This is a genomic window from Umezawaea sp., from assembly GCF_057122925.1.
Genome location: NZ_DBNGPQ010000076.1, coordinates 67506 through 91995, shown reverse-complemented (window position 1 = coordinate 91995; position 24490 = coordinate 67506). Strand labels below are relative to the sequence as shown.

General features: G+C 71.8%; 20 protein-coding genes. 12 read left to right on the top strand and 8 right to left on the bottom strand.

Features of this window, described 5'->3' with window-relative positions; all coding sequences use genetic code 11:
• Positions 1-362 precede the first annotated feature (362 nt).
• Complete coding sequence (lexA, locus tag AC156L_RS17170; RefSeq protein WP_484407012.1) at positions 363-995, bottom strand: transcriptional repressor LexA; 633 nt, start codon at positions 993-995, stop codon at positions 363-365.
• A gap of 283 nt (positions 996-1278) precedes the next feature.
• On the opposite strand from lexA, the gene AC156L_RS17165 reads away from it, so the two are divergent.
• The 5 genes from AC156L_RS17165 to AC156L_RS17145 all read left to right on the top strand — a co-directional run bounded on the left by AC156L_RS17165 (position 1279) and on the right by AC156L_RS17145 (position 8976).
• Positions 1279-1782 (top strand): LysM peptidoglycan-binding domain-containing protein, encoded by a 504-nt coding sequence (locus tag AC156L_RS17165; protein ID WP_484407011.1) that lies wholly within the window; start codon positions 1279-1281, stop codon positions 1780-1782.
• Positions 1783-1967: 185 nt separating this feature from the next.
• Entirely contained in the window at positions 1968-2432 is a 465-nt protein-coding gene (gene nrdR / locus AC156L_RS17160; RefSeq protein ID WP_484407010.1) for a transcriptional regulator NrdR, read from the top strand.
• 90 nt (positions 2433-2522) lie between these two features.
• Complete coding sequence (locus tag AC156L_RS17155; RefSeq protein WP_484407008.1) at positions 2523-5372, top strand: vitamin B12-dependent ribonucleotide reductase; 2850 nt, start codon at positions 2523-2525, stop codon at positions 5370-5372.
• Positions 5373-5520: 148 nt separating this feature from the next.
• Entirely contained in the window at positions 5521-6261 is a 741-nt protein-coding gene (locus tag AC156L_RS17150; protein WP_330876895.1) for a ferritin-like domain-containing protein, read from the top strand.
• A gap of 63 nt (positions 6262-6324) precedes the next feature.
• Positions 6325-8976: a PEP/pyruvate-binding domain-containing protein gene (locus AC156L_RS17145; protein ID WP_330876896.1), complete on the top strand. Its 2652-nt coding sequence runs from the start codon at positions 6325-6327 to the stop codon at positions 8974-8976.
• A gap of 10 nt (positions 8977-8986) precedes the next feature.
• Here the strand turns inward: AC156L_RS17145 and AC156L_RS17140 are convergent, their stop codons facing one another.
• Positions 8987-9550 carry a CGNR zinc finger domain-containing protein gene (locus AC156L_RS17140; protein WP_330876897.1) on the bottom strand — a complete coding sequence of 188 codons (564 nt, stop codon included), beginning with the start codon at positions 9548-9550 and terminating at the stop codon, positions 8987-8989.
• Between the two features lie 95 nt (positions 9551-9645).
• Between AC156L_RS17140 and AC156L_RS17135 the strand changes: the two genes are divergently transcribed.
• Positions 9646-10320, top strand: coding sequence for a maleylpyruvate isomerase family mycothiol-dependent enzyme (locus tag AC156L_RS17135; protein ID WP_330876898.1), 675 nt, complete (start codon positions 9646-9648; stop codon positions 10318-10320).
• A 514-nt stretch (positions 10321-10834) separates the two neighbouring features.
• Here AC156L_RS17135 and AC156L_RS17130 read toward each other — a convergent pair.
• On the bottom strand, positions 10835-11872 hold the full coding sequence (locus tag AC156L_RS17130) for a DUF2293 domain-containing protein (RefSeq protein WP_330876899.1): 1038 nt from the start codon (positions 11870-11872) through the stop codon (positions 10835-10837).
• 92 nt (positions 11873-11964) lie between these two features.
• On the opposite strand from AC156L_RS17130, the gene AC156L_RS17125 reads away from it, so the two are divergent.
• The 4 genes from AC156L_RS17125 (at position 11965) to AC156L_RS17110 (ending at position 14454) form a co-directional block, all read left to right on the top strand.
• A complete protein-coding gene (locus tag AC156L_RS17125; protein ID WP_330876900.1) occupies positions 11965-12180 on the top strand; it encodes a hypothetical protein in 216 nt (71 codons plus the stop codon).
• 138 nt (positions 12181-12318) lie between these two features.
• On the top strand, positions 12319-12747 hold the full coding sequence (locus tag AC156L_RS17120) for a CBS domain-containing protein (protein ID WP_330876901.1): 429 nt from the start codon (positions 12319-12321) through the stop codon (positions 12745-12747).
• Between the two features lie 112 nt (positions 12748-12859).
• Positions 12860-13795 (top strand): DUF3500 domain-containing protein, encoded by a 936-nt coding sequence (locus AC156L_RS17115; RefSeq protein WP_330876902.1) that lies wholly within the window; start codon positions 12860-12862, stop codon positions 13793-13795.
• A gap of 5 nt (positions 13796-13800) precedes the next feature.
• A complete protein-coding gene (locus AC156L_RS17110) occupies positions 13801-14454 on the top strand; it encodes an endonuclease V (protein WP_330876903.1) in 654 nt (217 codons plus the stop codon).
• On the opposite strand, the gene AC156L_RS17105 is transcribed toward AC156L_RS17110, so the two are convergent.
• Positions 14442-15740, bottom strand: a complete 1299-nt coding sequence (locus AC156L_RS17105; protein ID WP_330876904.1) for a 6-phospho-beta-glucosidase — start codon at positions 15738-15740, stop codon at positions 14442-14444. The genes AC156L_RS17110 and AC156L_RS17105 overlap by 13 nt on opposite strands.
• Positions 15741-16026: 286 nt before the next feature.
• On the opposite strand from AC156L_RS17105, the gene AC156L_RS17100 reads away from it, so the two are divergent.
• Together AC156L_RS17100 and AC156L_RS17095 are read left to right on the top strand one after the other, a co-directional pair.
• Positions 16027-17886, top strand: coding sequence for a Xaa-Pro dipeptidyl-peptidase (locus AC156L_RS17100; RefSeq protein WP_330876905.1), 1860 nt, complete (start codon positions 16027-16029; stop codon positions 17884-17886).
• Positions 17887-18070: 184 nt separating this feature from the next.
• Positions 18071-19114: a DUF4192 domain-containing protein gene (locus tag AC156L_RS17095; RefSeq protein WP_330876906.1), complete on the top strand. Its 1044-nt coding sequence runs from the start codon at positions 18071-18073 to the stop codon at positions 19112-19114.
• A 425-nt stretch (positions 19115-19539) separates the two neighbouring features.
• Here the strand turns inward: AC156L_RS17095 and AC156L_RS17090 are convergent, their stop codons facing one another.
• The 4 genes from AC156L_RS17090 to AC156L_RS17075 are packed head-to-tail and all read right to left on the bottom strand — an operon-like array spanning position 19540 to position 24467.
• Positions 19540-21588: a S9 family peptidase gene (locus tag AC156L_RS17090; protein WP_330876907.1), complete on the bottom strand. Its 2049-nt coding sequence runs from the start codon at positions 21586-21588 to the stop codon at positions 19540-19542.
• Positions 21589-21594: 6 nt separating this feature from the next.
• Positions 21595-22557 (bottom strand): UDP-glucose 4-epimerase GalE, encoded by a 963-nt coding sequence (gene galE, locus AC156L_RS17085; RefSeq protein WP_330876908.1) that lies wholly within the window; start codon positions 22555-22557, stop codon positions 21595-21597.
• A gap of 39 nt (positions 22558-22596) precedes the next feature.
• The gene (galK, locus tag AC156L_RS17080; protein ID WP_330876909.1) at positions 22597-23778 is read right to left on the bottom strand and encodes a galactokinase; all 1182 of its coding nucleotides are present in this window, start codon (positions 23776-23778) and stop codon (positions 22597-22599) included.
• The gene (locus AC156L_RS17075; RefSeq protein ID WP_330876910.1) at positions 23775-24467 is read right to left on the bottom strand and encodes an iron-dependent transcriptional repressor DtxR; all 693 of its coding nucleotides are present in this window, start codon (positions 24465-24467) and stop codon (positions 23775-23777) included. Before AC156L_RS17075 ends, galK begins: the two co-directional genes overlap by 4 nt.
• Positions 24468-24490 lie beyond the last annotated feature (23 nt).

The window sequence follows — 24490 nt, the reverse complement described above, 5'->3', positions numbered from 1 at the left end:
TGGCCAGTGATAGGAATCGGCGCGGCAGCCCTCGTGCTGATAGCAGCCCTGGTACGACGCACACGCCGAAAAGCCTGAAATCCCGCACCACGCCCAACAGCAACGGCACGGCCAGTGCAGGAAATCCAACACCGCACCCAACAACAGCGGCATGGCCAGTGCAGGAAATCCCGCACCGCGCCCACCAGCACCGCCAGTGCAAGAAATCCAGCACCGCCACCCAGGCAGCACGGCACACCAGCAGCATCCCCCGACCCGCCGGCGGCTTTTGATCTCTTACCCGCACCCCGGCCAACCGGCGGCTTTTGATCTCCTACCCGCTCCCCCGGCCAACCGGCGGCTTTAATCTCCTATCCGCAGGGCTAAAGCCGCCGCAACACGGCCACGACCTTGCCCAGGATGCTCGCCTCGTCCCCCAGGATCGGCTCATAAGCAGCGTTGTGCGGAATCAACCACACGTGCTCGGCCGTCCGCTTGAACGTCTTCACCGTGGCCTCACCGTCGATCATCGCCGCCACCACGTCACCGTTGTCGGCCGTGGGCTGCTGGCGGATCACCACCCAGTCGCCGTCGGTGATCGCAGCGTCGACCATCGAGTCGCCGACGACCTTCAGCAGGAACAGCTCCCCCTCGCCCACGATCTCGCGGGGCAGCGGGAACACGTCCTCGATCGACTCCTCGGCCAGGATCGGCCCGCCCGCCGCGATCCGGCCCACCATCGGCACGTACGCGGGGGTCGGCTTGTGGCTCGGGTCCATGCCCGCGTCGATCTCGGTCGGCAGCACGCCGACGGCGCGCGGGCGGTTCGGGTCGCGGCGCAGGAAGCCCTTGCGCTCCAGCGCGCGCAGCTGGTGAGCCACGGAGGAGGTGGACGTCAGACCGACGGCCTCGCCGATCTCGCGGACGCTGGGCGGGTAGCCGAACCGGTCCAGCCAGTCCCGGATGACGTCGAGAACCTTGCGCTGGCGGAGCGTCAGACCCGCGTTGCCCGCGATGTCCGTCTGCTGGGCAAGGGCGGGGTCACCTGCCGCGCTGTCCCGGACCTCGGTCGTCTTGCGCACCACGGTGCTTCCTCCTCACCGGTCCCGATCACCCAGGCCGGATATCCGTCGATCTTCGTGTTCGACGGTAGTCGCACTTCATGTCCAGATCAAACACCTGTTCGAAGTAAACACCGGTGTGTTGTCGATATTTGAGCCTTGGAGTGGTAGACATTCGCACGGACGTTCGATCGAACCTGTGTTCGATCTTGCTCTGCTGACCTGCGATGGAGGCGTCATGGCGGTGCTCATTGGGACCCGGTCCGGCTTCGAACTGGTCGAGGGAACCGACGTGCGGGACGCCTCGCCCGGACGGGGGCTCCGACCCGGTCCCAGGGTGCTCCGGCGCTTCGAGGTGGGCGATGGTCACGGGCCCGCGCCGAAGGCCCAGCAGGCCTCCGCGCCTGCTCCGGCCGAGGTGGCCGAGTCCCCGTCCGAGCGGCCGAGCCCCGGCGCGGTGCTCAGGCTGGTCGCGATGTGCGTGCTCGCGGTCGTCGCGGCGGCCTGCCTGGGGCTGCTGTACCTGTACGCGTCGGGTGCGACCAGCGTTCCCGAGCGGACCGGCGTCGCGTACGTCCAAGTGGGTGAGACCCTGTACGACGTGGCCGAGCGGAACGCGCCGAACAGCGACCCCGACGCCGTCGTCGAGCGCATCCGCGAACTTAACCGGATGGCCGATTCGCGCGTCGTGCCCGGTCAGCCGCTCATCGTCCCGCAGGCCGTGGTCGAGCCCGCTCCCTAGGGCTTTGTTGCGGTTCGATTGCACCCCTCCGAGTGACCGTGTCGGATTTGCAAGATGAGGCCGCCCGGCATAGGTTTGCCCCTACATCTAGTGGTGAGACCGGCTCAAGTAGTCCACAGGTTGTGGGTAACCAGACCAGTGAGGCTGCTGCGGACGGTGCTGCCCTCGGAAGGGGATGAGCAGGGGTGCGGTGTCCGTTCTGCCGGCATTCGGATTCTCGCGTGGTCGACTCCCGCGAGGCTGACGAGGGCCAGGTCATCCGTCGCAGGCGGTCCTGCTCCGCGTGCAGCCGCCGGTTCACCACGGTGGAGGAAGCGGTCCTCGCGGTCGTGAAGCGCTCCGGCGTCACCGAGCCGTTCAGCCGCGACAAGGTCGTCAACGGCGTGCGCAGGGCCTGCCAGGGCCGTCCCGTCGACGAGGACGCGTTCCAACTGCTGGCCCAGCGGGTGGAGGAGTCGATCCGCTCCACCGGCAGCGCCGAGATCCCCAGCCACGAGGTGGGACTGGCGATCCTCGGGCCGTTACGCGAGCTCGACGAGGTCGCCTACCTGCGGTTCGCGAGCGTCTACAGATCCTTCTCGTCCGTCGAGGACTTCGAGAAGGAAATTTCCGATCTTCGTACGGCGCGGGAAGAAGAACCGCGTCCGTAGTTCCAGTCATCTCGCACGACGACCGCATCGGACGGGGAACTCCGGACGTGGCCGTGCACGCAGGTTCAGCACAATAGGGAGACACCGGGCATGACGGAGACCGTCAGCGGCGCAGGCAAGAAGTCGGCCGCGCGCAACGGCAGTGGGGACAAGCGGGGGAGCGCCGCGCTGAAGGTGCGCCGGGTCTACACGACCGAGGGCAAGCACCCGTACGACGAGGTGACCTGGGAGCACCGCGACGTCGTGATGACGAACTGGCGCGACGGCACCGTGAACTTCGAGCAGCGCGGCGTCGAGTTCCCCGCCTCGTGGTCGCTCAACTCCACGAACATCGTGACCAGCAAGTACTTCCGCGGCGCCGTCGGCAGCGCGCAGCGGGAGACCAGCCTGCGCCAGCTCATCGACCGCGTCGTGAAGACCTACGTGGCCGCGGGCGTCAAGCACGGCTACTTCGCGACCGAGGCCGACTCGGTGATCTTCGAGCACGAGCTCACCTACATGCTGTTGCACCAGGTGTTCAGCTTCAACTCCCCGGTGTGGTTCAACGTCGGCACCAGCTCGCCGCAGCAGGTCAGCGCGTGCTTCATCCTCGCGGTCGACGACACCATGGAGTCGATCCTCAACTGGTACCGCGAAGAGGGCCTGATCTTCAAGGGCGGCTCCGGCGCGGGGCTGAACCTGTCGCGCATCCGCTCCTCCAAGGAGCTGCTGTCCTCCGGCGGCACCGCGTCCGGCCCGGTCTCCTTCATGCGCGGCGCCGACGCGTCCGCGGGCACCATCAAGTCCGGTGGCGCCACCCGCCGCGCGGCCAAGATGGTCGTCCTCGACGTGGACCACCCGGACGTCGAGGAGTTCATCGAGACGAAGGCGCGCGAGGAGGAGAAGATCCGCGTCCTCCGCGACGGCGGCTTCGACATGGACCTGGGCGGCAAGGACATCGTGTCCGTGCAGTACCAGAACGCCAACAACTCCATCCGCGTCTCGGACGAGTTCATGAACGCCGTCGAGTCCGGCGGCCAGTTCGGCCTGCGCGCCCGCCAGACCGGCGAGGTCATCGAGAAGGTCGACGCCAAGGACCTGTTCCGCAAGCTCGCCAAGGCCGCGTGGGAGTGCGCCGACCCCGGCATCCAGTACGACGGCACGATCAACGACTGGCACACCTGCCCCGAGTCGGGCCGGATCACCGCGTCCAACCCGTGCTCGGAGTACATGCACCTCGACAACTCCAGCTGCAACCTGGCGTCGCTGAACCTGATGAAGTTCCTGCGCGAGGACGGCACGTTCGACGCGGGCACGTTCGCCCAGGCCGTCGAGATCGTCATCACCGCGATGGACATCTCCATCTGCTTCGCGGACTTCCCGACCGAGCCCATCGGCGAGACCACCCGGAAGTTCCGCCAGCTCGGCATCGGCTACGCCAACCTCGGCGCGCTGCTGATGGCGACCGGCCACGCGTACGACTCCGAGGGCGGCCGTTCGCTCGCCGCCGCCATCACCTCGCTGATGAACGGCGTCGCCTACCGGCGGTCCGCCGAACTCGCGGGCATGGTCGGCCCGTACGAGGGCTACGCCCGCAACGCCGACGCCCACCAGCGCGTCATCCGCAAGCACGCCGCCGCCAACGACTCCATCCGCACGCTGGGCGGCAACGACGGCTCCGTGCACAAGGTCGCGACGCGGGCGTGGCAGGAGGCCATCGAGATCGGTGGCCGCAACGGCTGGCGCAACGCGCAGGCCAGCGTGCTCGCGCCCACCGGCACCATCGGCCTGATGATGGACTGCGACACCACCGGCATCGAGCCCGACCTCGCGCTGATCAAGTTCAAGAAGCTCGTCGGCGGCGGCTCCATGCAGATCGTCAACCAGACGGTGCCGCGCGCCCTGACCGCCCTGGGCTACCAGCAGGAGCAGGTCGAGGCGATCGTCGAGCACATCGCCGAGCACGGCAACGTCGTGGACGCGCCGAGCCTGCGCCCGGAGCACTACGAGGTCTTCGACTGCGCCATGGGCGAGCGCTCCATCGCGCCCATGGGCCACGTGCGGATGATGGCGGCCGTGCAGCCGTTCATCTCCGGCGCGATCTCCAAGACGGTGAACATGCCGGAGAACGCGACCGTCGAGGACGTCGAGGAGATCTACTTCCAGGGCTGGAAGATGGGCATCAAGGCCCTCGCGATCTACCGCGACAACTGCAAGGTCGGGCAGCCGCTGTCCGCGGGCAAGGGCGCCAACACCGGTGGCGAGGCCACCGCGTCGGCCACCGCCAAGCCCGAGACGATCATCGAGTACCGCCCGGTCCGCAAGCGCCTGCCGAAGAAGCGCCCCAGCCAGACGGTGTCGTTCACCGTCGGCGGTGCCGAGGGCTACCTGCACGCCGGTTCCTACCCCGACGACGGCCTCGGCGAGATCTTCGTCAAGCTCGGCAAGCAGGGCTCCACCCTCGCGGGCGTGATGGACGCGTTCTCCATGTCCATCTCCGTGGGCCTCCAGTACGGCATCCCGCTGGAGTTCTACATCTCGAAGTTCCAGAACCTCCGCTTCGAGCCCGCGGGCATGACGGACGACCCGGACGTCCGCATCGCGACCAGCGTCCTGGACTACCTGTTCCGCAGGCTCGCCCTGGACTACCTGCCCTACGAGAAGCGCTCGCAGCTCGGCATCTTCACCGCCGACGAGCGCACCGCCACCGTCGCGAGCGAGTACGGCGGCGGCAACGACGTGGACATCGTCGGCCTCCAGACCTCCGTGGACGCCAGCCCCGCGAAGGAGGCCAAGCCCACCAAGCAGGACGCGCGCGTCGGCAGCAGCACCGAGCTGCTCGAACTGCACCTCGGCACCACCGCCGACGCCCCGCTCTGCATGACCTGCGGCACCAAGATGCGCCCCGCGGGCTCGTGCTACCTGTGCGAGGGCTGCGGCAGCACCTCCGGCTGCAGCTAGTCGCCTGCAATCCGACGAGGGCGGTCCCGATCCGGGGCCGCCCTCGTCGGCGTTTCCACACTTCCTCCACGCAACCTCCACACGCCTGGGCACAACGCCCGTTTCCGCGCGCACGTCCAGTCAGTGCACGGGAACGAGGGAGGCGGACGTGGACGAGTTCAGCGGTTCGGTCGTCGAGTTCCGGGCCGAGGCCCGGCGGCGCGCGGAGATCGGTGATCCCGAGTGGACGGTGGGTGCGACGATCCCGCCCGCGGTGGTGGCGAGCGTGCAGCGGTTCCAGGTGGGGGAGGCGGGGGACGGGGCGAACCTGATCGCCAAGGCGTCGGGGAGGGGCGACTACTCGGTGGCGGTGCGGTTGTTCGTGGCGGAGGAGCAGAACCACGCGCGGATGTTGGCGTCGCTGCTGGAGGCGGCGGGCGCGCCGACGATCGCGAGCCACTGGAGCGACGCGGTGTTCGTGCGGCTGCGGCGGGCGCTGGGGCTGCGGGTGGAGTTGCTGGTGCTGGTGGTCGCCGAGGTGATCGCGCTGGGCTACTACCGGCTGCTGCGCGACGGCACGGGCGATCCGCTGGTCACCGAGGTGGCGGGCAGGATCCTGGCCGACGAGGAGCGCCACGTGCCGTTCCACTGCCGTCGACTGCGCGGGGAGTTCGCCGGGCTGCCCGCGCCCGCCCGGACCGTCGTGTTCGGGGTGTGGCGCGTGCTGCTGTTCGGCGCGTCCCTCGTCGTCGCGCACGACCACGGGCCCGCGCTGCGCGCCCTCGGCACGACCCGGCGGGGTTTCGTGGTCGAGGTGAACCGGCTGTTCGACGGCGTCCTGGCCGCCGAGTTCGCGTCGAGTCCCCTCACCGCCGGACGGGGGAGGACCGACCATCGTCCGGTCGGGTGACGGGCGTCGCGGATAATTCATCACGTGTTGAGTTCTTCATCGGGGGCTCGTAACCTCGGCGCCATGGACGCACGGCTGGACATCGACGACCGGCTCATTCGCGACTTCACGTCGATCGACGCGGGCATGCTGGCCGCGGTCGGCGGCAAGGCGGCGAACCTGGGCGAACTCACGACCGCGGGCCTGCCGGTGCCACCGGGGTTCTGCGTGACCACCGAGGCGTACCGCCAGGTCGCCGAGGACGCGGACCTGGCGGCGCTGCTGGAGGGCGACCACGGCGACCTGGCGGCCACGGCGCGCGACCTGCTGCTGGCGGCCCCGATGCCCGACGGGGTGCGGGACGCGCTGCTGGCCGGGTACGCCGGGCTCGGCCAGGACGTGCCGGTGGCGGTGCGGTCCTCGGCCACGGCGGAGGACCTGCCGTTCGCGAGCTTCGCGGGGCAGCAGGACACCTACCTGAACGTGGTGGGGCAGGACGCGGTGGTCGACGCGGTGCGCCGGTGCTGGGCGTCGCTGTGGACGGACCGGGCGGTCGCCTACCGGGAGAGCAACGGCATCGACCACCGCGCGGTGCGGCTCGCGGTCGTGGTGCAGGAGATGGTGCAGTCGGCCGTGGCGGGCGTGCTGTTCACGGCGAACCCCGTCACGGGCAGGCGCGGGGAAGCCGTGGTCGACGCCGGCCCCGGCCTCGGTGAGGCGGTCGTGTCGGGCGCGGTGAACCCCGACCACTTCGTCGTCGACACGCTGACCGGCGAGATCCTCGAACGCAGGCTGGGGGACAAGCGCCTGGTGGTCCGGTCGCTGCCCGGCGGCGGCACGGAGCAGGTGGAGCACGTGCAGGACGGCGCGTGCCTCACCGACGAGCAGGTCCGCGACCTGGCCCGCCTCGGCGCACGGGTGGAGGCGCACTACGGCTCGCCGCAGGACACGGAGTGGGCGCTGGACGCCGACGGCGTGCTGTGGCTGACCCAGGCGAGACCCATCACCACGCTGTTCCCGCTGCCCGCCGGGGCGACGGCCGGTGACCCGCGGGCGTTCTTCTGCTTCAGCGTCGCCCAGGGGCTGCAACGGCCGATCACGCCGTCCGGCAGCGCGGGGTTCCGGCTGCTGTCGGCGGGCATCTCGGAGCTGTTCGGCTTCCCCGTCGCCCACCGCGTCGACGGCGCGCGGGTGTACCGCGAGGCGGGGCAGCGGCTGTTCCTCGACGTGACCACGGTCCTGCGCAGCAAGCCGGGGCGGGTGATCGCGCCCCGTGTGCTCGACGTCATGGAGGCGCGCTCGGCGGTGGTGCTGCGCGGGCTGTTCGACGACCCGCGGTTCCCCCTGACCCGCACGTCGTGGCGGCCGTTCGTGCGGCGGTTCCTGACGATCGCGGCGCGCTACCGGCTGCCGGTGCACCTCGTGCGGTCCGTCGTCAACCCGGCGTCGGCCCACCGGCGGATGGACCGGATCGCCGCTGACCAGGCTGCCCTGCTGTCCATCCCGGACTCCGCGACCGCCGCCCAGCGGCTCGACCACTGCGAGGAACTGCTGGGCGAGCGCACGATCCGGGTGATGCCCTGGATCTTCCCGCTCGCGGTGGGCGGGTTCCTCCTGCTCGGGCTGGCGGGCAAGGTGCTCGGCCGCCGGTTGGAGCCGGGCGACCTCCAGGGCGTGCTGCGCGGGCTGCCGCACAACGTGACGACCGAGATGGACCTGGAGCTCTGGGACCTCGCCACCGTGATCCGCGCGGACGAGGAGTCGAGCAGGACCATCAGCACGACACCCGCGCGCGACCTCGCCGACCGGTTCCACGCGGGCTCGCTGCCCCCGGTCGCGCAGACCGGGCTCGCCGAGTTCCTGGCGAAGTGGGGGCACCGGGCGGTCGCCGAGATCGACCTCGGCCTGCCGCGCTGGTCGGACGACCCGGCGCACCTCCTCGGCGTCCTGGCGAACTACCTCCGCCTGGACGACCCGACGCTCGCGCCGGACGCCCAGTTCGCGCGCGGCGCGGCGGAGGCCGAGGCCACGATCGACCGGCTGGCGCGGCGAGCGGGTCCGGTGCGCGGTCGGTTCGTCCGGTTCGCGCTGGGACGGGCGAGGTCGCTGGCCGGGCTGCGCGAGATGCCGAAGTACCGCCTGATCGTCGCGCTCGGCCACGTCCGGGGGCAGATCGGCCTGGTCGGCGCGGAACTCGCGGCCGACGGCGTGCTCGACTCGGCCGACGACGTGTTCTTCCTCGACTTCACGGAGATGCGCGAGGCGTTGGCGGGCAAGGACTTCCGGGCGGTGGTGGCGGAGCGGCACGAGTCGTACGACCAGGAGGTGCGCCGCAGGCGGATCCCGCGCGTGCTGCTGTCGGACGGCACGGAACCGGAGGCCGTGGCGTCGGCCAACGCCCCCGCCGCTCCCGGCGCGCTGGTCGGCACCCCCGCGTCGGCGGGCACCGTCACGGGCGTCGCGCGGGTCGTGCTCGACCCGGTCGGCGCCCACCTGGAGCCCGGCGAGATCCTGGTCGCGCCGTCCACCGACCCCGGCTGGACGCCGCTGTTCCTCACGGCGGGCGCCCTGGTGATGGAGATGGGCGGCGCGAACTCGCACGGCGCGGTCGTGGCCCGCGAGTACGGCATCCCGGCCGTGGTCGGCGTTCCGGACGCGGTCACCCGGATCAGCACCGGTCAGCGGATCGTCGTCGACGGCGCTCTCGGCACCGTCACCCCGGTCGACCAGGACTGACGGACCGAGGTCACTCGTCCGAGTGGTGCCGGTGGTAGTAGCGGCTGGCGCGAGCCCGGTTGCCGCACGACGGCTTGCACCACGCCTGACGGGGGTGGTCGCGCACGAAGTACCTCACGCAGCGCGGCGCCGGGCAGGCCCGCAGGTGCTCCCGGTCCTCGCTCGCGAGGAACTCGATCGCCGACCACGCCAGGTCCGCGACCAGCCGGGTCGCCGCGTCGGCGTCGGTGCGCCGCTCCACCAACCGGGGCGATCCGGTCGTCGGCCACAGCAGGAGGTGCGTGCGGGGCACGGCGCTCGCGGCCTCGTTCACGTGCGCGAGCGCGACCGACGGGTCCAGCAGCCCGTCCGCGTCGGCCTTGCTCGGCGGCTCGGGCGCGACCGCGCGCGCGAACAGGCTCCGCACCGCCTTGCGCAACGCCACCACGCGGGCCCTGACCTCCTCGTCCGCCGCGAGCGCCGCGGGCGCGTCGGTGTGCAGACCGAGCCAGTCGGCGAACCCTGCGGACGACGAGAGGTCGTCCGCGTCGTAGCGGACCGTCCCGACGAAGTCGAGGGCTGGATGGGGAGCCACCGGCGGATTCTAACGGGACACGGGCTTGTTCCCATATGACTGCGGTGGATAGGCTCTCTAATGGCAAACCAGTAGAAGCCCGTTAGGAGCCCTCCGTGTCCGTGAACCCGGTCCCCGTGTGGGCCGCCAACACCCGCCTGCCAGGCCTGCTGCACGGACTGACCGACTCCTCCGTGGCCGCCGACTCGGTGCTGCCCGGCTGGAAGCGCGGCCACGTCCTCGCGCACATCGCCGGCGTCGGCAAGGCGCTGGCGCGCCAGGTCGAGTACGCGCTGGAGGACAGGAAGGTCGACGTCTACGACGGCGGCAGACCGGCCCGCGACGCCGCCATCGCCGCCAACGCCACCAACCCGGCCGAGGACCTGGTCGAGGCCGCGGTGGCCGCGTCCGCGGCGTTCGACCGCGCGCTCGCGAAGATCGGCCCCGACGACTGGGCGCGGTCGGTCGTGTACCGCGACGGAACGCTGGTCGAGGTCGTGCGGGCGTACTGGCGGGAGATCGAGATCCACAGCACCGACCTCAGGCTGGGGTACACGCCGGCGAGCTGGCTACCGGAGTTCTCCGACCACCTGCTGACGTTCACGGCGCCCCGCGCGCCTGAAGGGGTCCAGGTGGTGCTGCGCGCCGATGACGGCCAGACGTGGGTGTGGGGCAGCGGCGAACCGATCGAGGTACGAGGAGCCCGCAACGACCTGGCAGCCTGGGCCGCGGGCAGAACACCGGTGGGGCCCCTGACCGGTGACCTGCCGGAGCTGAGGCCCTACCCGTGAACTCCGCGACCACGAGGACCCAGCCCCCTGACCGGTCCGAAGCCACCTGCTCTTCCCGGTAGCGCGCACTCGACCACCCCGCGGTGCGACCGGCTCCAGACGCCGGACCACCGACACACCGGCATAAATGGGTGGCGCACCCCAGCCCCGCCTGGCTACGGTCGTCCACGTGAAGTGAGAACCCCGTCCGCGCCGCTACCGCCGCAGAGCGAGCCGCGCGTGACCTCGTCACCAGTCACCCCCAGCGGGCTCCAGCGCGACCGCGGTCGCCGCTCTCGTACGCCATCTCGACAGTGAGGAGGCGCTCATGACCGTGCGCTCTTCCAGTACGGCCAGCTCCGAACCACAGCTCCCCGAACCCGTCACCAGCAGGCGAGACCGCCGCGCGAAGGGCAGGAAGACCCCGCTCCCGCCACGCGCCTTCTCCGCCTCGGTAGCCACCCAGCGCCAGTACGCCGTCCGCAGACGCGGGTAGCCGGGCGGTCGACGAGCCACCGACAGGGGGAGCCGGCACCTACCGGCTCCCCCTCCACCCCTCCAACAACCGGTCGACGTCAGCGCGAATCCGCTCCCGAGCCACCGCTCTGTCCACACCGGACATCAGCATCCGGTCGTACTCGGTGTCCTCGTGCCGCAGCGAGGCGATCACGGCCAGCGTGGTCTTCCGCTCGTCCAGCGCCCGCCCACCGGCGGACCGCCCCACCCGTCCACTGCCGCGCGTCCCGGCGTGCAGCGCGATCGCCTCGGCCCGGTCGACCGGGCAGCCGGGGAACAGCCGCAGGATCTCCCCGGCCAGCGCCGCCTGGAAGTCGACGTCCCAGTCGGCGCGCCGCTCCCGGTCGCGCTCCCGCCTGCGCAGCCGCACGTCCTCGTCCGCGAGGCACGATTCCTCGGCCTGTTCCAGCGCGGCCTCCTCGACGAGGATCCCCTTGCGCTGGAAGCGTTTCCGCGACCTGTCGTACCGCTGCACGACCGCCGACAGCCCGCTCGCCTTCTTCGCGCGCCGGGTCAGCGTCGCGTCGCCCGCACCGAGGAGCACGAGGTGGTCCAGATCGGCGCACGTCAGGCACAGAGGTCCAGCCGGATCGTTCACCAGCAGGTCGCCGGTGCCACGGCACTCGGCGCACTCCCAGTCGGCGGTGGCCACGTCCACCAGCAGGTCCGGCGCCTTGTTCTGCCGCTCCACCAGGCTCCTGCGCCGCGTGTCGGACAGCCCCGTCGCCATCCAGTGCGTCCGGTAGGCGGCCTCGGGTTCGCCGAACCGGAGCGGTCGCCGGTCGAGCGTCGCCGCCGGGTACTCGACCTCGGTCGCCGCCAGCCCCTGCGACTCCGCCCAGCGCCGCAGCACGTCGAGGGCTTCCCGCGCCTTGTCCGGTGTCACGGCCAGCACCACGCCGAGGTGCTCGACCTGTCCGCGCCGCCACCGGTCGAGCTGCCGGTCGGGCAGCCACCCGAGCGCCGTGAACACGTCCACGGGCGAGACGAACTTCCGCTTGGCGAGGATCGCGGCCGCCGCCGTCTCCACCCGTGTCCGCAACTTCACCGCGCGCATTTTTCCACGGCGGGAAATCGCTGTCCCGGTCCGGCAGGATGGGACCCGGACGACCACTCAGGTGGACGGCCATCGAACCATCAGGAGGCACCATGACCAAGACCCCGGCACCCGAGAACGACGCCGACACCGCCGCCGAGGCCGTCGAGGAGCCGACGACCGAAGCCGAGCCGGAGTTCGTGCCCAACCGCCGCGACCGGCGGGGCAGCGCGAAGAAGGCGTCCCAGAACAGCAAGATCCCCGGTCAGATGCACAACAACAACGTGGTCGGGAAGCGCTCGTTCAGCAACCGCCGCAGTGGCGGCTGAGTGACCGCGCCGCCGATCCGGGCAACCGGATCGGCGGCCCCAGTGGTCCTATCGGGCGTCTCGACCTCCCCATCCGCCCCGATCCGAACTAGCCTGGGTGAGGTTAGTCACCGGCCACGTGCGGATCGGAGGCGCCACATGAAGATCGCTGACGTGTTGCGGACCAAGGGCTCGGCGGTGGCGACGGTCGAACCGAGAACCCCGGTGGGTGAACTGCTGGCCGGGCTGGCCGAGCACAACGTGGGTGCCATGGTCGTGCTCGGACCGGACGGCATCGCGGGGATCGTCTCGGAGCGGGACGTCGTCCGCAGGTTGCACGAACGGGGTGCGGAGCTGCTGACCGTCCCCGTCTCGGAGATCATGACCAAGCTGGTGTTCTCCTGCGCGCCGCAGGACACCGTGGACAGCCTGACCGTGCAGATGACCGAACGGCGGATCCGGCACGTCCCCGTGCTGGACGACGGTCGGCTCGTCGGCATCGTGAGCATCGGCGACGTGGTGAAGAGCCACATCAGCCAGCTCGAGGACAGCCGCGACCAGCTCCAGGCCTACATCGCCCAGGGCTGATCGGCGGGACCCCCGGCGGTTCGGCCCGGTCTGCGCCGCCGGGGGCCCCGGCACGGTCAGCACCCTCCGGCTCGACGGGCGACCAGGTGGTTGCGGTTAGAGTCGGAGGACCATGAGCGACGTTCTCACCGAAGCCACCCTCTCGCTCGTCGGGTCCCTGGACGAGCGGCAGCGCGCGACGGCCCTGCGGGCCGTCACCGACGACGACCTCCGGCACCGGTGGAGCTACGTCCCCGGCCCGCGCGCGGGCGTGGTGCTCGGCGACCTGGCCAGGCCGCAGCGCAAGGCCGTGCACCACCTGCTCGCGTCGGTCCTCAGCGAGCACGCCTACGCGCAGGTCGCCACGGTCATGGCCCTGGAGGACGTGCTCGACCACCGCGAGGGCGGTGACCGGGACCGCCACCAGGGTGACTACTCGGTGGTCCTCTTCGGCACCCCCGGCGACGACCCGTGGGGCTGGCGGTTCGAGGGTCACCACATCTCCGTCAACGTCGCCGTCGTCGACGGCCGGGTGTCCGCGACCCCGTTCTTCCTGGGCGTCAACCCCGCGCACACGACCTACGGCGGGCTCACGGTCGTGCGCCCGCTGGCGCTGGAGGAGGACCTGCCCCGGCTGCTGCTCGACCGGATGGGTGCTCGGCACCGCCTGACCGCCGTCGTCTCCGACCACGCGCCGGACGACCTGCGGACCCGCAACGCGCCCCGGCTCGGCGGCGTCCTCGAACCGGTCGGCGTCACGATGAGCAGCCTGGACGGCGAGGCGCGCGACCTGCTCGCCGGGCTCGTCCGCTACTACCTCGACCGGCTGCGGCCCGACCTCGCCACCGCCGAGTTCGACCGGCTCGACCTCGACCGCGTGCACTTCGCGTGGGAGGGCTCGTCCCGGCCGGGCGAAGGCCACTACTACCGGATCCAGGCGCCCGACCTGCTGCTGGAGTACGACAACACCCAGGGCGGGGCGAACCACGTGCACTCGGTGTGGCGCAGGCACTCCGGCGACTTCGGCGACGACCTCCTCGCCGCCCACCACAACGAAGTGGATCACTGAGCCCGGTGGAACAGGACTGGCCCCGCACCCCCGAGGACGCGATAGCGCTCCAGGAGAGGCTCCGCCCGCTCGTGCGCACCACGGCGGACCCGGACCTGGAGATCCGGACCGTCGCGGGCCTGGACGTCGGGTACGCCGACGACGAGCGGCTCGCCGCGGCCGTCGTCGTGCTGGACGCCGAGACGCTGGAGACGCTGGACGAGGTCGTGGTGCTCGGCACCACCGACTTCCCGTACGTGCCGGGGCTCTTCGCGTTCCGCGAGCTGCCGTCGCTGCTCACCGCGCTCGACGCGCTCTCGATCGCGCCGGACCTGCTGGTGTGCGACGGGCAGGGGCTCGCCCACCCGCGTCGATTCGGGCTCGCCTGCCACCTCGGCGTCGTGACCGACCTGCCGAGCGTCGGCGTGGCGAAGACGCCGATGGGCCCGTTCGCGATGCCGGACGACGAGCGCGGCTCGGCCGCGGACCTGCTGCTGGAGGACGAGGTCGTCGGCCGCGCCCTGCGCACGCGCGCGGGCGTGAAACCGGTGTTCGTGTCCGTGGGGCACAGGCTGGACCTGGACCGGGCGTGCGCGGAGGTCCTGCGGCTGTGCACGGACTTCCGGCTGCCGGAGACCACCCGGCGCGCCGACTCCCTCGGGCGGCTTCAGCTCAGGTAGGCCAGTTCCGGGTGGTGCGCGCGGTAGCCGTCCAGGAGCCTGCGCGCGACACCGACGGAGTCGACCAGCGGGTGCAGGGCGAAGGCCTTGATCGCGTCGGCGCGCGCGCCACCGGCCGCCGCGTCGAGGATGGCGCGGTCGACCGCCTTGACGCTGGTGACCAGGGCCGCCGCGTGGTCGTCGAGGGGGCTCACGGCGAGCGGGCGCGCGCCGGTGGCGTCGACCGCGCTCGGCACCTCGACGATCGCCCGCTCGTCCAGGACGGAGAGCGTGGAACCGTTGGGGACGTTGAGGATCAGCGTCGTGCGCCGGTCGTTCGCGATGGCGTGCACCAGGGCCAGCGCGACCTGCTCGTAGCCCCCGCCGTCGAGGTCGCCGGAGTCGCGCTCGTCCTCGCGCGTCTCGGCCATGTAGGTGGCCTCGCGCTCCAGCCGGGTGCGGTCCCAGCTCGCGAAGCTCGGGTCGTCGTAGAACTTCCGCTGCTGCTCCAGGAGGAAGGCGCCGCGCGAGGCGCCGGACGCGACGGCCTCCCTGGTGAAGTAGTAGTAGTGCAGGTACTCGTTCGGGATCGCGCCCAGCGTCCGCAGCCAGTCGGCGCCGAACAGCCTGCCCTCCTCGAACGACTCCAGCCTGCCGGTGTCGGCCAGCAGTCGGGGCAGCAGGTCCTCGCCGTCGACGTGCAGGCCCCGCAGCCAGCCGAGGTGGTTGAGGCCGACGTAGTCGGGCCGCGCCGCGTCGAGGTCCACGTCCAGCGCGCGGGCGGTCCGGCGAGCGAGGCCGACGGGGGAGTCGCAGATGCCGATCACCCGCTCGCCCAGGTGCCGCGACATCGCCTCGGTGACCACGCCCGCGGGGTTGGTGAAGTTGATGACCCACGCCTCCGGCGCGAGCGCGGCGACCCGGCGGGCGATGTCCACGGCCACCGGGACGGTCCGCAGCGCGTAGGCGATGCCGCCCGCGCCCACGGTCTCCTGCCCCAGCACGCCTTCGGCCCGCGCCACGCCCTCGTCCGCCGCCCGGCCCGCGAGACCCCCGACCCGGATGGCGGAGAACACGAAGTCCGCGCCCCGCAGGGCCTCGTCGAGGTCGGTCGTCGCGGTGACGGTCGGCGCGTCCGGCACGCCCTCCGCGCGTTCGGCCAGCACCGTCCCGACCGCGTCGAGCCGCGCGCGGTCCACGTCGTGCAGCACCAGCTCGGTCACGCGCCCCGGCGTGCGGTCCGCCAGCAGCGCGCGGTGGACGAGCGGAACGCGGAACCCGCCGCCACCCAGGATCACCAGCCTCATGCGGCCCTTTGTACTCCGCTTCGGGGGACTTCACCGTCTTCGACGGCTCAGGCGTGCCGCGACACGCCCTCCACGTGGCGGTGCGCCCGCGCACCCCCGTGGTCGGCGGCGGGCTCGCCGGTGGCGTACGAGGTCGCCCGCCTTCTCTGACGCACACCGATCGGCGCTGGTCAACCATCCGATCGTCGGGTCTGCGTCTTGCGTCCACAGTGGACGGACGGGTCTTGACAGGTCTCGCGGACAGCGGGAAAGGTGCGGTGTCCGCCAGTTCCGCTCGGAGTTCGTGATGGGGGTCCTCGTGAGGGCTGCTCGAAGAGTCGCCTTGGTGGCCGCGCTGGTGTCGCTGCCGCTGACGCTCGCACCGGTCGTCGCCGGCGCCGCGCCGGAAGGCCCGGTGTTCGTCGACGGCGAGGCGCAACCGGTCTTCGACCCGAAGGACGTGGTGCGCGAGAGCCTGTACGTCCGCGCGCCGGTCGACAGCGACCGCGACGGCAAGGCCGACGAGGTGTACACCGAGGTCGTCCGGCCGACCGCGACCACGCGAGGCCTCAAGGTGCCCGTCGTGTACATGAACAGCCCGTACTTCTCCGGCGGCAACGACGTGGCCAACCACAACGTCGACGTCGAGCTGTACGTGCCGGACGGCAAGGGGCGCTACGACCGGCGCGACGGCAAGAAGCTGTCGGCGCAGGCCGACGAGCGCGTCGCCGCCGCCGTGGGGCCGAACCCCGGCCCGATCACCTCCGGCCGCTACGAGGCGTACTTCATCGCCCGCGGCTTCGCCGTGGTGTACGCGGAGTCGCTCGGCACCGGCAAGTCCACCGGCTGCCCGACCTCCGGTGGCCGCAACGAGACCATCGGCTCCAAGTCCGTGGTCGACTGGCTCAACGGCAGGGCGTTCGCCCGTGACGCGACGACGAGCGCGCCGGTGAAGGCCGCGTGGACCACCGGCAAGACCGCGATGATGGGCGTGTCCTACAACGGGACCCTGCCCAACGCGGTCGCCGCGACCGGCGTGCGGGGCCTGGAGGCCATCGTCCCGATCGCCGCCATCTCCAGCTGGTACGACTACTACCGCGCCGACGGCGCGGTAGTCGCGCCCGGCACGTTCCAGGGCGAGGACCTCGACGTGCTCGCCGAGTACGTCTACACCCGCGCCGACCGGGAGATCTGCAAGCCGGTCATCGCCGAGATCGCCGCGAGGCAGGACCGGGTCACCGGCGACTACAGCGCGTTCTGGGACGAGCGGAACTACGTCAAGGACGCGGACAGGGTGCGTGCCGCGGTGCTCGCCGTGCACGGCCTGAACGACTGGAACGTCAAGGGCAAGCACGTCGTCCAGTGGTACGAGGCGTTGCGGCGCAACGGTGTCGAGCACAAGATCTGGTGGCACCAGTCCGGCCACACCGACCCCGACACGCTGCGGTCCGTCGAGTGGCGGCGCACGCTGAACCGCTGGTTCAGCCACTACCTCTACGGCGTCGACAACGGCGTGCAGCGCGAGCCGAAGGCGACGATCCAGCGCGAGGACAGGACGACCTGGACCGACGAGGCCGACTGGCCCGCGCCCGGCACGTCGGACGTGTCCCTGCGCCCGACCGCCGGTGGTGCCGCGAAGGGCGGTCTGTCGGCGAGGTCGTCCGGCCGGTCCGTGGTGGAGACCCTGAGCGACAACTCGGCGGTCCTGGCCGAGACCCTGGTCGACGCCCCGGCGTCGGAGAACCGCCTGTCGTACGCGACCCCGGCGCTGGCCACGTCGCTGCGCCTGTCCGGCACGCCGTCGGTCGACCTGGGCATCTCGTTCGACAAGCCCGCGGCCAACGTGACGGCGCTGCTGGTCGACCGGTTCCCGGACGGCACGAGCAAGATCGTCACCCGTGGGTGGACCGACCCGCAGAACCGGTCCAAGCCCAGCCGGACCGAGGCGGTCAAGCCCGGCAAGCGGTACCAGGTCGAGGTGGAGTTCGAGCCGAAGGACTACGTGTTCGCCGCGGGCCACACCGTGGAGTTCGTGGTGCTGTCCAGCGACCACGACTACACGCTGCGCCCGCGGCCGGGCGTGAGCCTGTCGGTCGACCTCGGTCGCACGACGCTGGACCTGCCCGTCGTGGGCGGCAAGTCCGCCCTGCGGCGAGCGATCGGCTGATCCACCGGGGGTGGGGCTCCTCGTCCGGGGCTCCACCCCGTTGCCGGTCTCGGGCGGCGGCAGGGTAGACCACGCCACCGACAAGAACGCTCCGACGGCCGCGAGTCGTCCACAGGTCGCTCGGTTGTCCACAGTGGAGATGTCCCCGCTTCCTCCCGGTCGCTCACGGGGCCATCGTCGAAGCATGAGAACTCCACCGCAGGCTCCCGAAGTCCTGGTGCACGGTCCAGCCGACCTGGTCGCCGCCGTCCCGCACCTGCTCGCCTTCCACCCGGTCGACTCGCTGGTCGTGCTGGTCCTGGGTGACGACCGGACGTCCAGGGTCGTCATGAGCCTCCGAGTGGACCTGCCCCCGCCCCGACATCGTCGCGCACTGGCGAACCAGCTCCTGACACCCATCCGCTGCGAGGCGGGTTCCGTGGTCCTGGTCGTCGTGGGCGGGGGCACACCGGACCCGCCGTCGTCGCTGCCGCACCAGGGCCTGGTCGACTGCCTGGAGTCCGCGCTGGCGACCGCCGACATCCCCCTGGCGGGAGCCGTCTGGGCCTCCGGCACCAGCGAGGGCGACCGGTGGATCGAGTACGGAGCCCCGGACCGCGCCGGCACGGTCCCCGACCCGGCGGGCAGCGAGATCGCCGCGGCCTGCGCCGCCGCGGGCATGATCACGTTCGCCAGCCGCACCGAACTGGCCGCCGTCCTGACCCCCGACGACCCCGAATCGCTGGCCAGGCGCGAAGCGCTCCTGGACGAGGCGACCGTGCGGGCCGAGCGGGAGCAGGACCGCGAGCAGGCCGCGCGTCAGGGCCTGCTCCTGATCACCCGAGCGGTGACCGACGCCTACCGGCGCACCACGCGGATGTCGGACGACGACGTGGTGGCCCTGACCATGGCGCTGTCCGACCTGTGGGTCCGCGACATGGCGCTGGTCTTCGCCACGGGGCCCCACGCGAGGGCCGCCGAACGCCTGTGGACCGAACTCACCAGGGCCACCCCGGCTCCCGAGCGGGCCCAGGCCGCCACCCTGCTCGCGTTCTCCGCCTACCTGCGCGGCGATGGCGCGATGGCCTCCGTGGCGCTCGACCGCGCGGAGGAAGCCTGTCCCGGCCACCGCCTGGCGTCCCTGGTCCGCTCCTCCCTGGACCACGCCCTCCCGCCGGAGCAGTTGGCCCGCATAGCGATGGCGTCCTCGACACCGGACTGGACCCCGGACGGCCCGCGGTGGCCCTGACCCACCTGAAACCCGCGGGCCGCCACCGCCTGGCCCCCGTCCCGCGCCGCGGCCTCCGAGGTTGGCTCACCACCTGGCGCGGAGCCCTCCGACGGCGCCCGGCAGCGCCGCGGGCACGACTCGTCGCCGGCCACGCCAGAGGCGCCTGACCGCCGGTGAACCCAGGCTCCGAGCGTCGGCGGACCCGACCGTCGGGCCCTGTCCACCCGTGCCGGCAGGCGTTCGTGCGTTTCGCCCGCACACGACCGCCCGCGGATCCGCACGTCCCACCCGCGTGGCGCGCTGCCCGTGCCGCTCCGACCCACCAGCCCGCCACCCAGAGCGAGGTGGCCCCCAGACCGGCGGTCGACCTTCCCCTGTCACCGCCGAAACGCCGCTGGGGTCGGCCCCGTCCCCGGTCCGACCCCAGCGGTGTCCAGCGCGACTCAGAGCAGCTCGGGCCGCTCCCACTCCTCGGCGAGCACGTGCTCACCCAGGAACGCGAAGATCGTCTCGTACCAGATCCGGCTGTTGCCGGGAGTGAGGATCCAATGGTTCTCGGTCGGGTAGTACAGGAACTTGGCGTTGACCCCGTGCCGCAGCAGGTCGAAGTACAGCCGCTGGCCCTCGCCGATCGGGACCCGGTAGTCCTTGTCGCCGTGGATCACCAGCATCGGCGTCTCGATGTTCGCGACGTACAGGTGCGGCGAGTTGGCCTTCACGCGGTCGGGCTGCGTGAGCGGGTCGCCCATCTCGCGGATCCAGTAGTACGCGCCGTCCGTGCTGCCGGTGAACGCGTCCAGGTGCCACAGCGACGCGTGCGTGACGATCGCGCGGAACCTCGTGGTCTGCGTGGCGATCCAGTTGGCCATGTAGCCGCCGAACGAGCCGCCCATCACGGCGGTGCGGCTGTCGTCGACGTCGTCGCGGCGCTCGGCGACGTCCGTGATCGCCATCAGGTCGGTGTAGGGCTCCGCGCCCCAGCGGCCCCAGCCCGCCTTGACGAACTCGTGCCCGTAGCCGGTGGACAGGGCCGGATCGGGCAGGAGGACCGCGTAGCCGCGCGCCGCCATCAGCCACGGGTTCCAGCGCCAGCTCCAGTTGTTCCAGCTCATCACCGGGCCGCCGTGCACCCACAGCAGCAGGGGCGCGGGCCGGTCGACCGAGGCGCCCTCGGGGAGCACCAGCCAGGCGCGCACCGTGCGGCCGTCGGCGACCGTGGTCTCGATCTCGGTGAGCGTGCCGGGCACCGAGTCGACCCGGCCGGGCGACAGCAGTCGCACCGGCTCCTGGTCGACGGCGGTGGCGTCGAGGCGCACCGGGGTCGACGGGTGGTCGACGGTGCCGCCCATGGCGTACAGGGTCGTGCCGTCGTGGCTGACGATGACGTCGGTGTAGCCGCCGCGCGCGGTGAGCCGGGTGATCGCGCCCGACGCCAGGTCGAGCCGCCACACGGGCTGGTGGCCGTGGTCGCTGCTGGTGAAGTACACGGCGTCGCCGGTGGGGCTGACGACGGGGGAGGCGGGCTCCTCGGTGAAGTCCGGCGTGAGGTCGGTGATGTCACCGGACTCCACGTCGATCCGCACCAGCGTGCCGTACCAGGGGCTGTCCGCGGTCGAGTCGACGACGCGGACGGCGATCACCGCCGTCGAGTCGGGCGTGAAGGCAGCGCTGCTGAACGAGTGGTCGGGCTCGTCGGCCAGCACGCGGCTGGAGCTGCCGTCGGTCGCGGCCAGCCGCAGGTTGTAGCGGGCGCCGTACGCGGGGCTGACGGGGACCTGCTCGGAGAAGATCGCCCACCGGCCGTCCGGGCTGATCGCGATGATCTCCTCGATCGTGCTCCCGGCGTCGGGGGCCAGATCGGTGACGGTCTCGACGCGCCCGCTGTCGGCGCTGACCGGGCCGGTGGCGAGCGCGCGCCGGTAGGCGGGGCCGACGTCGGCGTCCCAGTACCGGATCGGGTAGCCCTCGTGCAGGATCGCGGTGATCCCGGCGTCGTCGCGGGCCTTGCGCTTGGCGGCGTCCTCCTCGCCGAACGCGGCGGTGGGGTGCGCGGACGCCGACAGCAGCAGGTGGCCGGTGCCGGTGGCGACGGTGAAGCCGTCGACCCCGCCCGCCGGGCGGTAGACCTCCCTGGCCTCACCGGTCGGCGGCAGCAGCCACAGGGCCGCCTTGTCCTTGCCCTGCTTGTCCTTGTCGTCGGACTGGGCGTCGGGGCGGCTGGACAGGAACAGGACAGACCCGTCCGGCGTGAACTCGGGGCTGGACTCGCCCTTCGCGGCGTTGGTCAGCCGTCGCGGCTGCCGGGTGCCCTCGGGGTCGATCTCCCAGAGCGCGCCCTGCCACTTCTTGCCGTCCGGCGCGAGCTCGGACACGACGACCACCAAGCGGGTGCCGTCGGGCGAGAGCGCGGGCGAACCGACTCGGGGCAGGGCGTTGAAGGCGGCGAGATCCGCGAAGTCCGCGGCCGTCGCCGAACGGGCACTGTCTGTCATCCGGGCTCATGCCTCCTGACGGGACCGGGTGAATTCCCAGGCATCGCGCACGATTCCGGTCAGGTCGGCGCGCTCGGGCTTCCACCCGAGTTCGGTCCGGGCCCGCTCGCTGGACGCGACCAGCACGGCGGGGTCGCCCGCGCGGCGCGGCGCGATGGCGGCGGGGATGGCGTGGCCGGTGACCTCGCGGCAGGTGTCGATGACCTGCTTCACCGAGAAACCGGTGCCGTTGCCCAGGTTGTAGATCCGGTGCTCACCGGCGACGGCGTGCTCCAGCGCCAGCAGGTGGGCGTCGGCGAGGTCGGTGACGTGGATGTAGTCGCGCACGCACGTGCCGTCCTCGGTCGGCCAGTCCTCGCCGAAGATCTGGATCTGCTCGCGCTGACCGAGCGCGACCTGGAGCACCAGCGGGATGAGGTGCGTCTCGACCGCGTGCCGCTCGCCGACCGAACCGTGCGCGCCCGCCACGTTGAAGTACCGCAGGCTCACCGCGGCCAGGCCGTGAGCGGCGGCGTAGGAGGTGATGGCGTGGTCGATCGTCAGCTTCGACGCGCCGTAGGTGTTGGTCGGGCGGGTCGGCGCCGTCTCGGAGATCGGGACCTCCTCCGGCTCGCCGTAGGTGGCGGCGGTCGAGGAGAACACCAGTCGCGGGGTGCCGTGCTCGCGCATGGCGTCCAGCAGCCGCAGCGAGGTGACGACGTTGCCCTGCCAGTACTTGGCGGGGTCCACCATGGATTCGCCGACCAGCGACTTGGCCGCGAAGTGCAGCACGCCGTCGAAGCCCTCCGCCAGCACCGTGCCGATGACGTCGTTGATGTCGCCCTGCACGAACCGGGCGCCCTCGGGAACCGCGTCGGCGTGCCCCGTGGACAGGTCGTCGAGCACGACCACCTCGTGGCCCGACTCGATCAGCCGAGCCGCGTTCACGCTGCCGACGTACCCAGCACCGCCCGTCACGAGCAGCTTCACCGTGGTTCTCTCTTTCGTTCGTCCGGAGGGGGAGGAAGATCAGCGGTCCTGGCCCGCGCCCTTGGAGGGCACGGCCGTGAACAGCCTCGGCTTGGGCAGGGAGCGCTCGGCGAAGGCGGCGAAGACGGACTTCTCCACGTCGGAGTGCAGGCCGACCGGCACCAGGGCGATGGCCGAGCCGCCGAAGCCGCCACCGACCATCCGCGCGCCGAGGGCACCCGCGGCCATCGCCGCGTCGACGGCGACGTCGAGTTCCAGGCACGAGACCCGGTAGTCGTCCCGCAGGCTGGCGTGCGACGCGCTCAGCAGCGGGCCGATGTCGCCCAACCTGTTGGCGTGCAACAGGTCCACCGTCTGGAGAACCCGGTCGTTCTCGGTCACCACGTGCCGCACGAGCGGTCGGAGGTCCTCCGGGAGGCGGGCGAGCGTCTCGGTCAGCTCGGTGACCTCCACGTCGCGCAGCGCGGGCACGCCGAGGATCTCGGCCGCCCGCTCGCAGCCCGCGCGGCGCGCGCCGTAGCCGCCGTCGGTGTGCGAGTGGCTCGCACGGGTGTCGACCACCAGCACCTCGAGCCCGGCGGCGGCCGCGTCGAAGTGCACCTGCTCGGACTTGCCGGAGCGGACGTCGAGGAACAGCGCGTGCGCCTCGACGCAGCACAGCGACGCCGTCTGGTCGAGCAGCCCGGTGGGCGCGCCGACGAAGTCGTTCTCGGAGCGCTGCACCCAGCGGGCGATCTCCTGGCGGGTCGGCGAGGACGCCTCGTCGCCGTCGGGCGAGAGGCCCGCCAGCCCGAGGAGCGCCAGCGCGACCGCGCACTCGAGCGCGTGCGACGAGGACAGGCCCGCGCCCGCGGGCACGTCACCCGCGACCATCAGGTCCGCGCCGCCGGTGATGCCCTGCGACCGCAGCACCCACGCCACCCCCGAGGGGTAGGCGGCCCAGCCCGGCACGACGCCGGGTTCCAGGTCGGCGATCGGGAACGGGTCGGCGTGCTGGACGTTGCCGTCCACGCCGAGCGTGCCGACCGCCAGCACGCCGTCCTCGCGCGGAGCCGCGGCCACGGCGATCCGGTAGGGCAGGGCGAACGGCAGGACGAAGCCGTCGTTGTAGTCCGTGTGCTCGCCGATCAGGTTCACCCGGCCGGGTGCGGACCAGATGCCCGTGGGCGCCCGGTCGTACACCTGCTGGAACGCTGCGGCGGCTCGGTCCGCTGTCGTCACCGTGCCTGCACCATGACGGCGTGGGCGACGGACGGGTCCAGCGTGGCGCTGCTGCCGTTGCCGCGGACCTTGATCACCTTGGCGCCCGCGAGCCCCTCGACCTCGACGGTGCCGCCGGGGATGACGCCCGCTTCCTTCAGCTCGGCCATCAGGTCGGGGTCGAGCTGGATGTGCTCGGCGATCCGCCGCACCTCGACCTTGCCGCCACCGCGGCGGGCCACCTCGTCGATGCGGATCAGGTCGGCCTCGACGGCCGGGGCGGGCTCGCCGTCGCCCAGCTTGTCCAGACCGGGGATCGGGTTGCCGTAGGGCGAGGTCGTGGGGTTGCCGAGCAGCTTGATGAGCTTGCGCTCGACCGCCTCGCTCATCACGTGCTCCCAGCGGCAGGCCTCGCTGTGGACGTGCTCCCACTCCAGGCCGATGATGTCGACGAGGAGGCGCTCCGCGAGCCGGTGCTTGCGCATGACCGCGATGGCCAGGTTGCGGCCCTGGTCGGTGAGTTCGAGGTGCCGGTCGCCCGCGACGATGACGAGCCCGTCGCGCTCCATGCGGCCGACGGTCTGGCTCACGGTCGGACCGCTCTGCCCGAGGCGCTCGGCGATGCGCGCCCGCAGGGGCACCACACCCTCTTCTTCGAGCTCGTAGATGGTCCGGAGGTACATCTCCGTGGTGTCGATGAGGTCGTTCACGCCCGCTCCCCTTCGTATGTCGT

Bases quoted from the DNA above. Each gene is read 5' to 3' on its own strand.
- AC156L_RS17155 (WP_484407008.1), top strand. From the start codon at position 2,523: ATGACGGAGACCGTCAGCGGCGCAGGCAAGAAGTCGGCCGCGCGCAAC.
- AC156L_RS17165 (WP_484407011.1), top strand. From the start codon at position 1,279: ATGGCGGTGCTCATTGGGACCCGGTCCGGCTTCGAACTGGTCGAGGGA.
- AC156L_RS17095 (WP_330876906.1), top strand. From the start codon at position 18,071: ATGAGAACTCCACCGCAGGCTCCCGAAGTCCTGGTGCACGGTCCAGCC.
- AC156L_RS17100 (WP_330876905.1), top strand. From the start codon at position 16,027: ATGGGGGTCCTCGTGAGGGCTGCTCGAAGAGTCGCCTTGGTGGCCGCG.
- AC156L_RS17125 (WP_330876900.1), top strand. From the start codon at position 11,965: ATGACCAAGACCCCGGCACCCGAGAACGACGCCGACACCGCCGCCGAG.
- AC156L_RS17115 (WP_330876902.1), top strand. From the start codon at position 12,860: ATGAGCGACGTTCTCACCGAAGCCACCCTCTCGCTCGTCGGGTCCCTG.
- AC156L_RS17090 (WP_330876907.1), bottom strand. From the start codon at position 21,588: ATGACAGACAGTGCCCGTTCGGCGACGGCCGCGGACTTCGCGGATCTC.
- AC156L_RS17145 (WP_330876896.1), top strand. From the start codon at position 6,325: ATGGACGCACGGCTGGACATCGACGACCGGCTCATTCGCGACTTCACG.
- AC156L_RS17120 (WP_330876901.1), top strand. From the start codon at position 12,319: ATGAAGATCGCTGACGTGTTGCGGACCAAGGGCTCGGCGGTGGCGACG.
- AC156L_RS17130 (WP_330876899.1), bottom strand. From the start codon at position 11,872: ATGCGCGCGGTGAAGTTGCGGACACGGGTGGAGACGGCGGCGGCCGCG.
- AC156L_RS17105 (WP_330876904.1), bottom strand. From the start codon at position 15,740: ATGAGGCTGGTGATCCTGGGTGGCGGCGGGTTCCGCGTTCCGCTCGTC.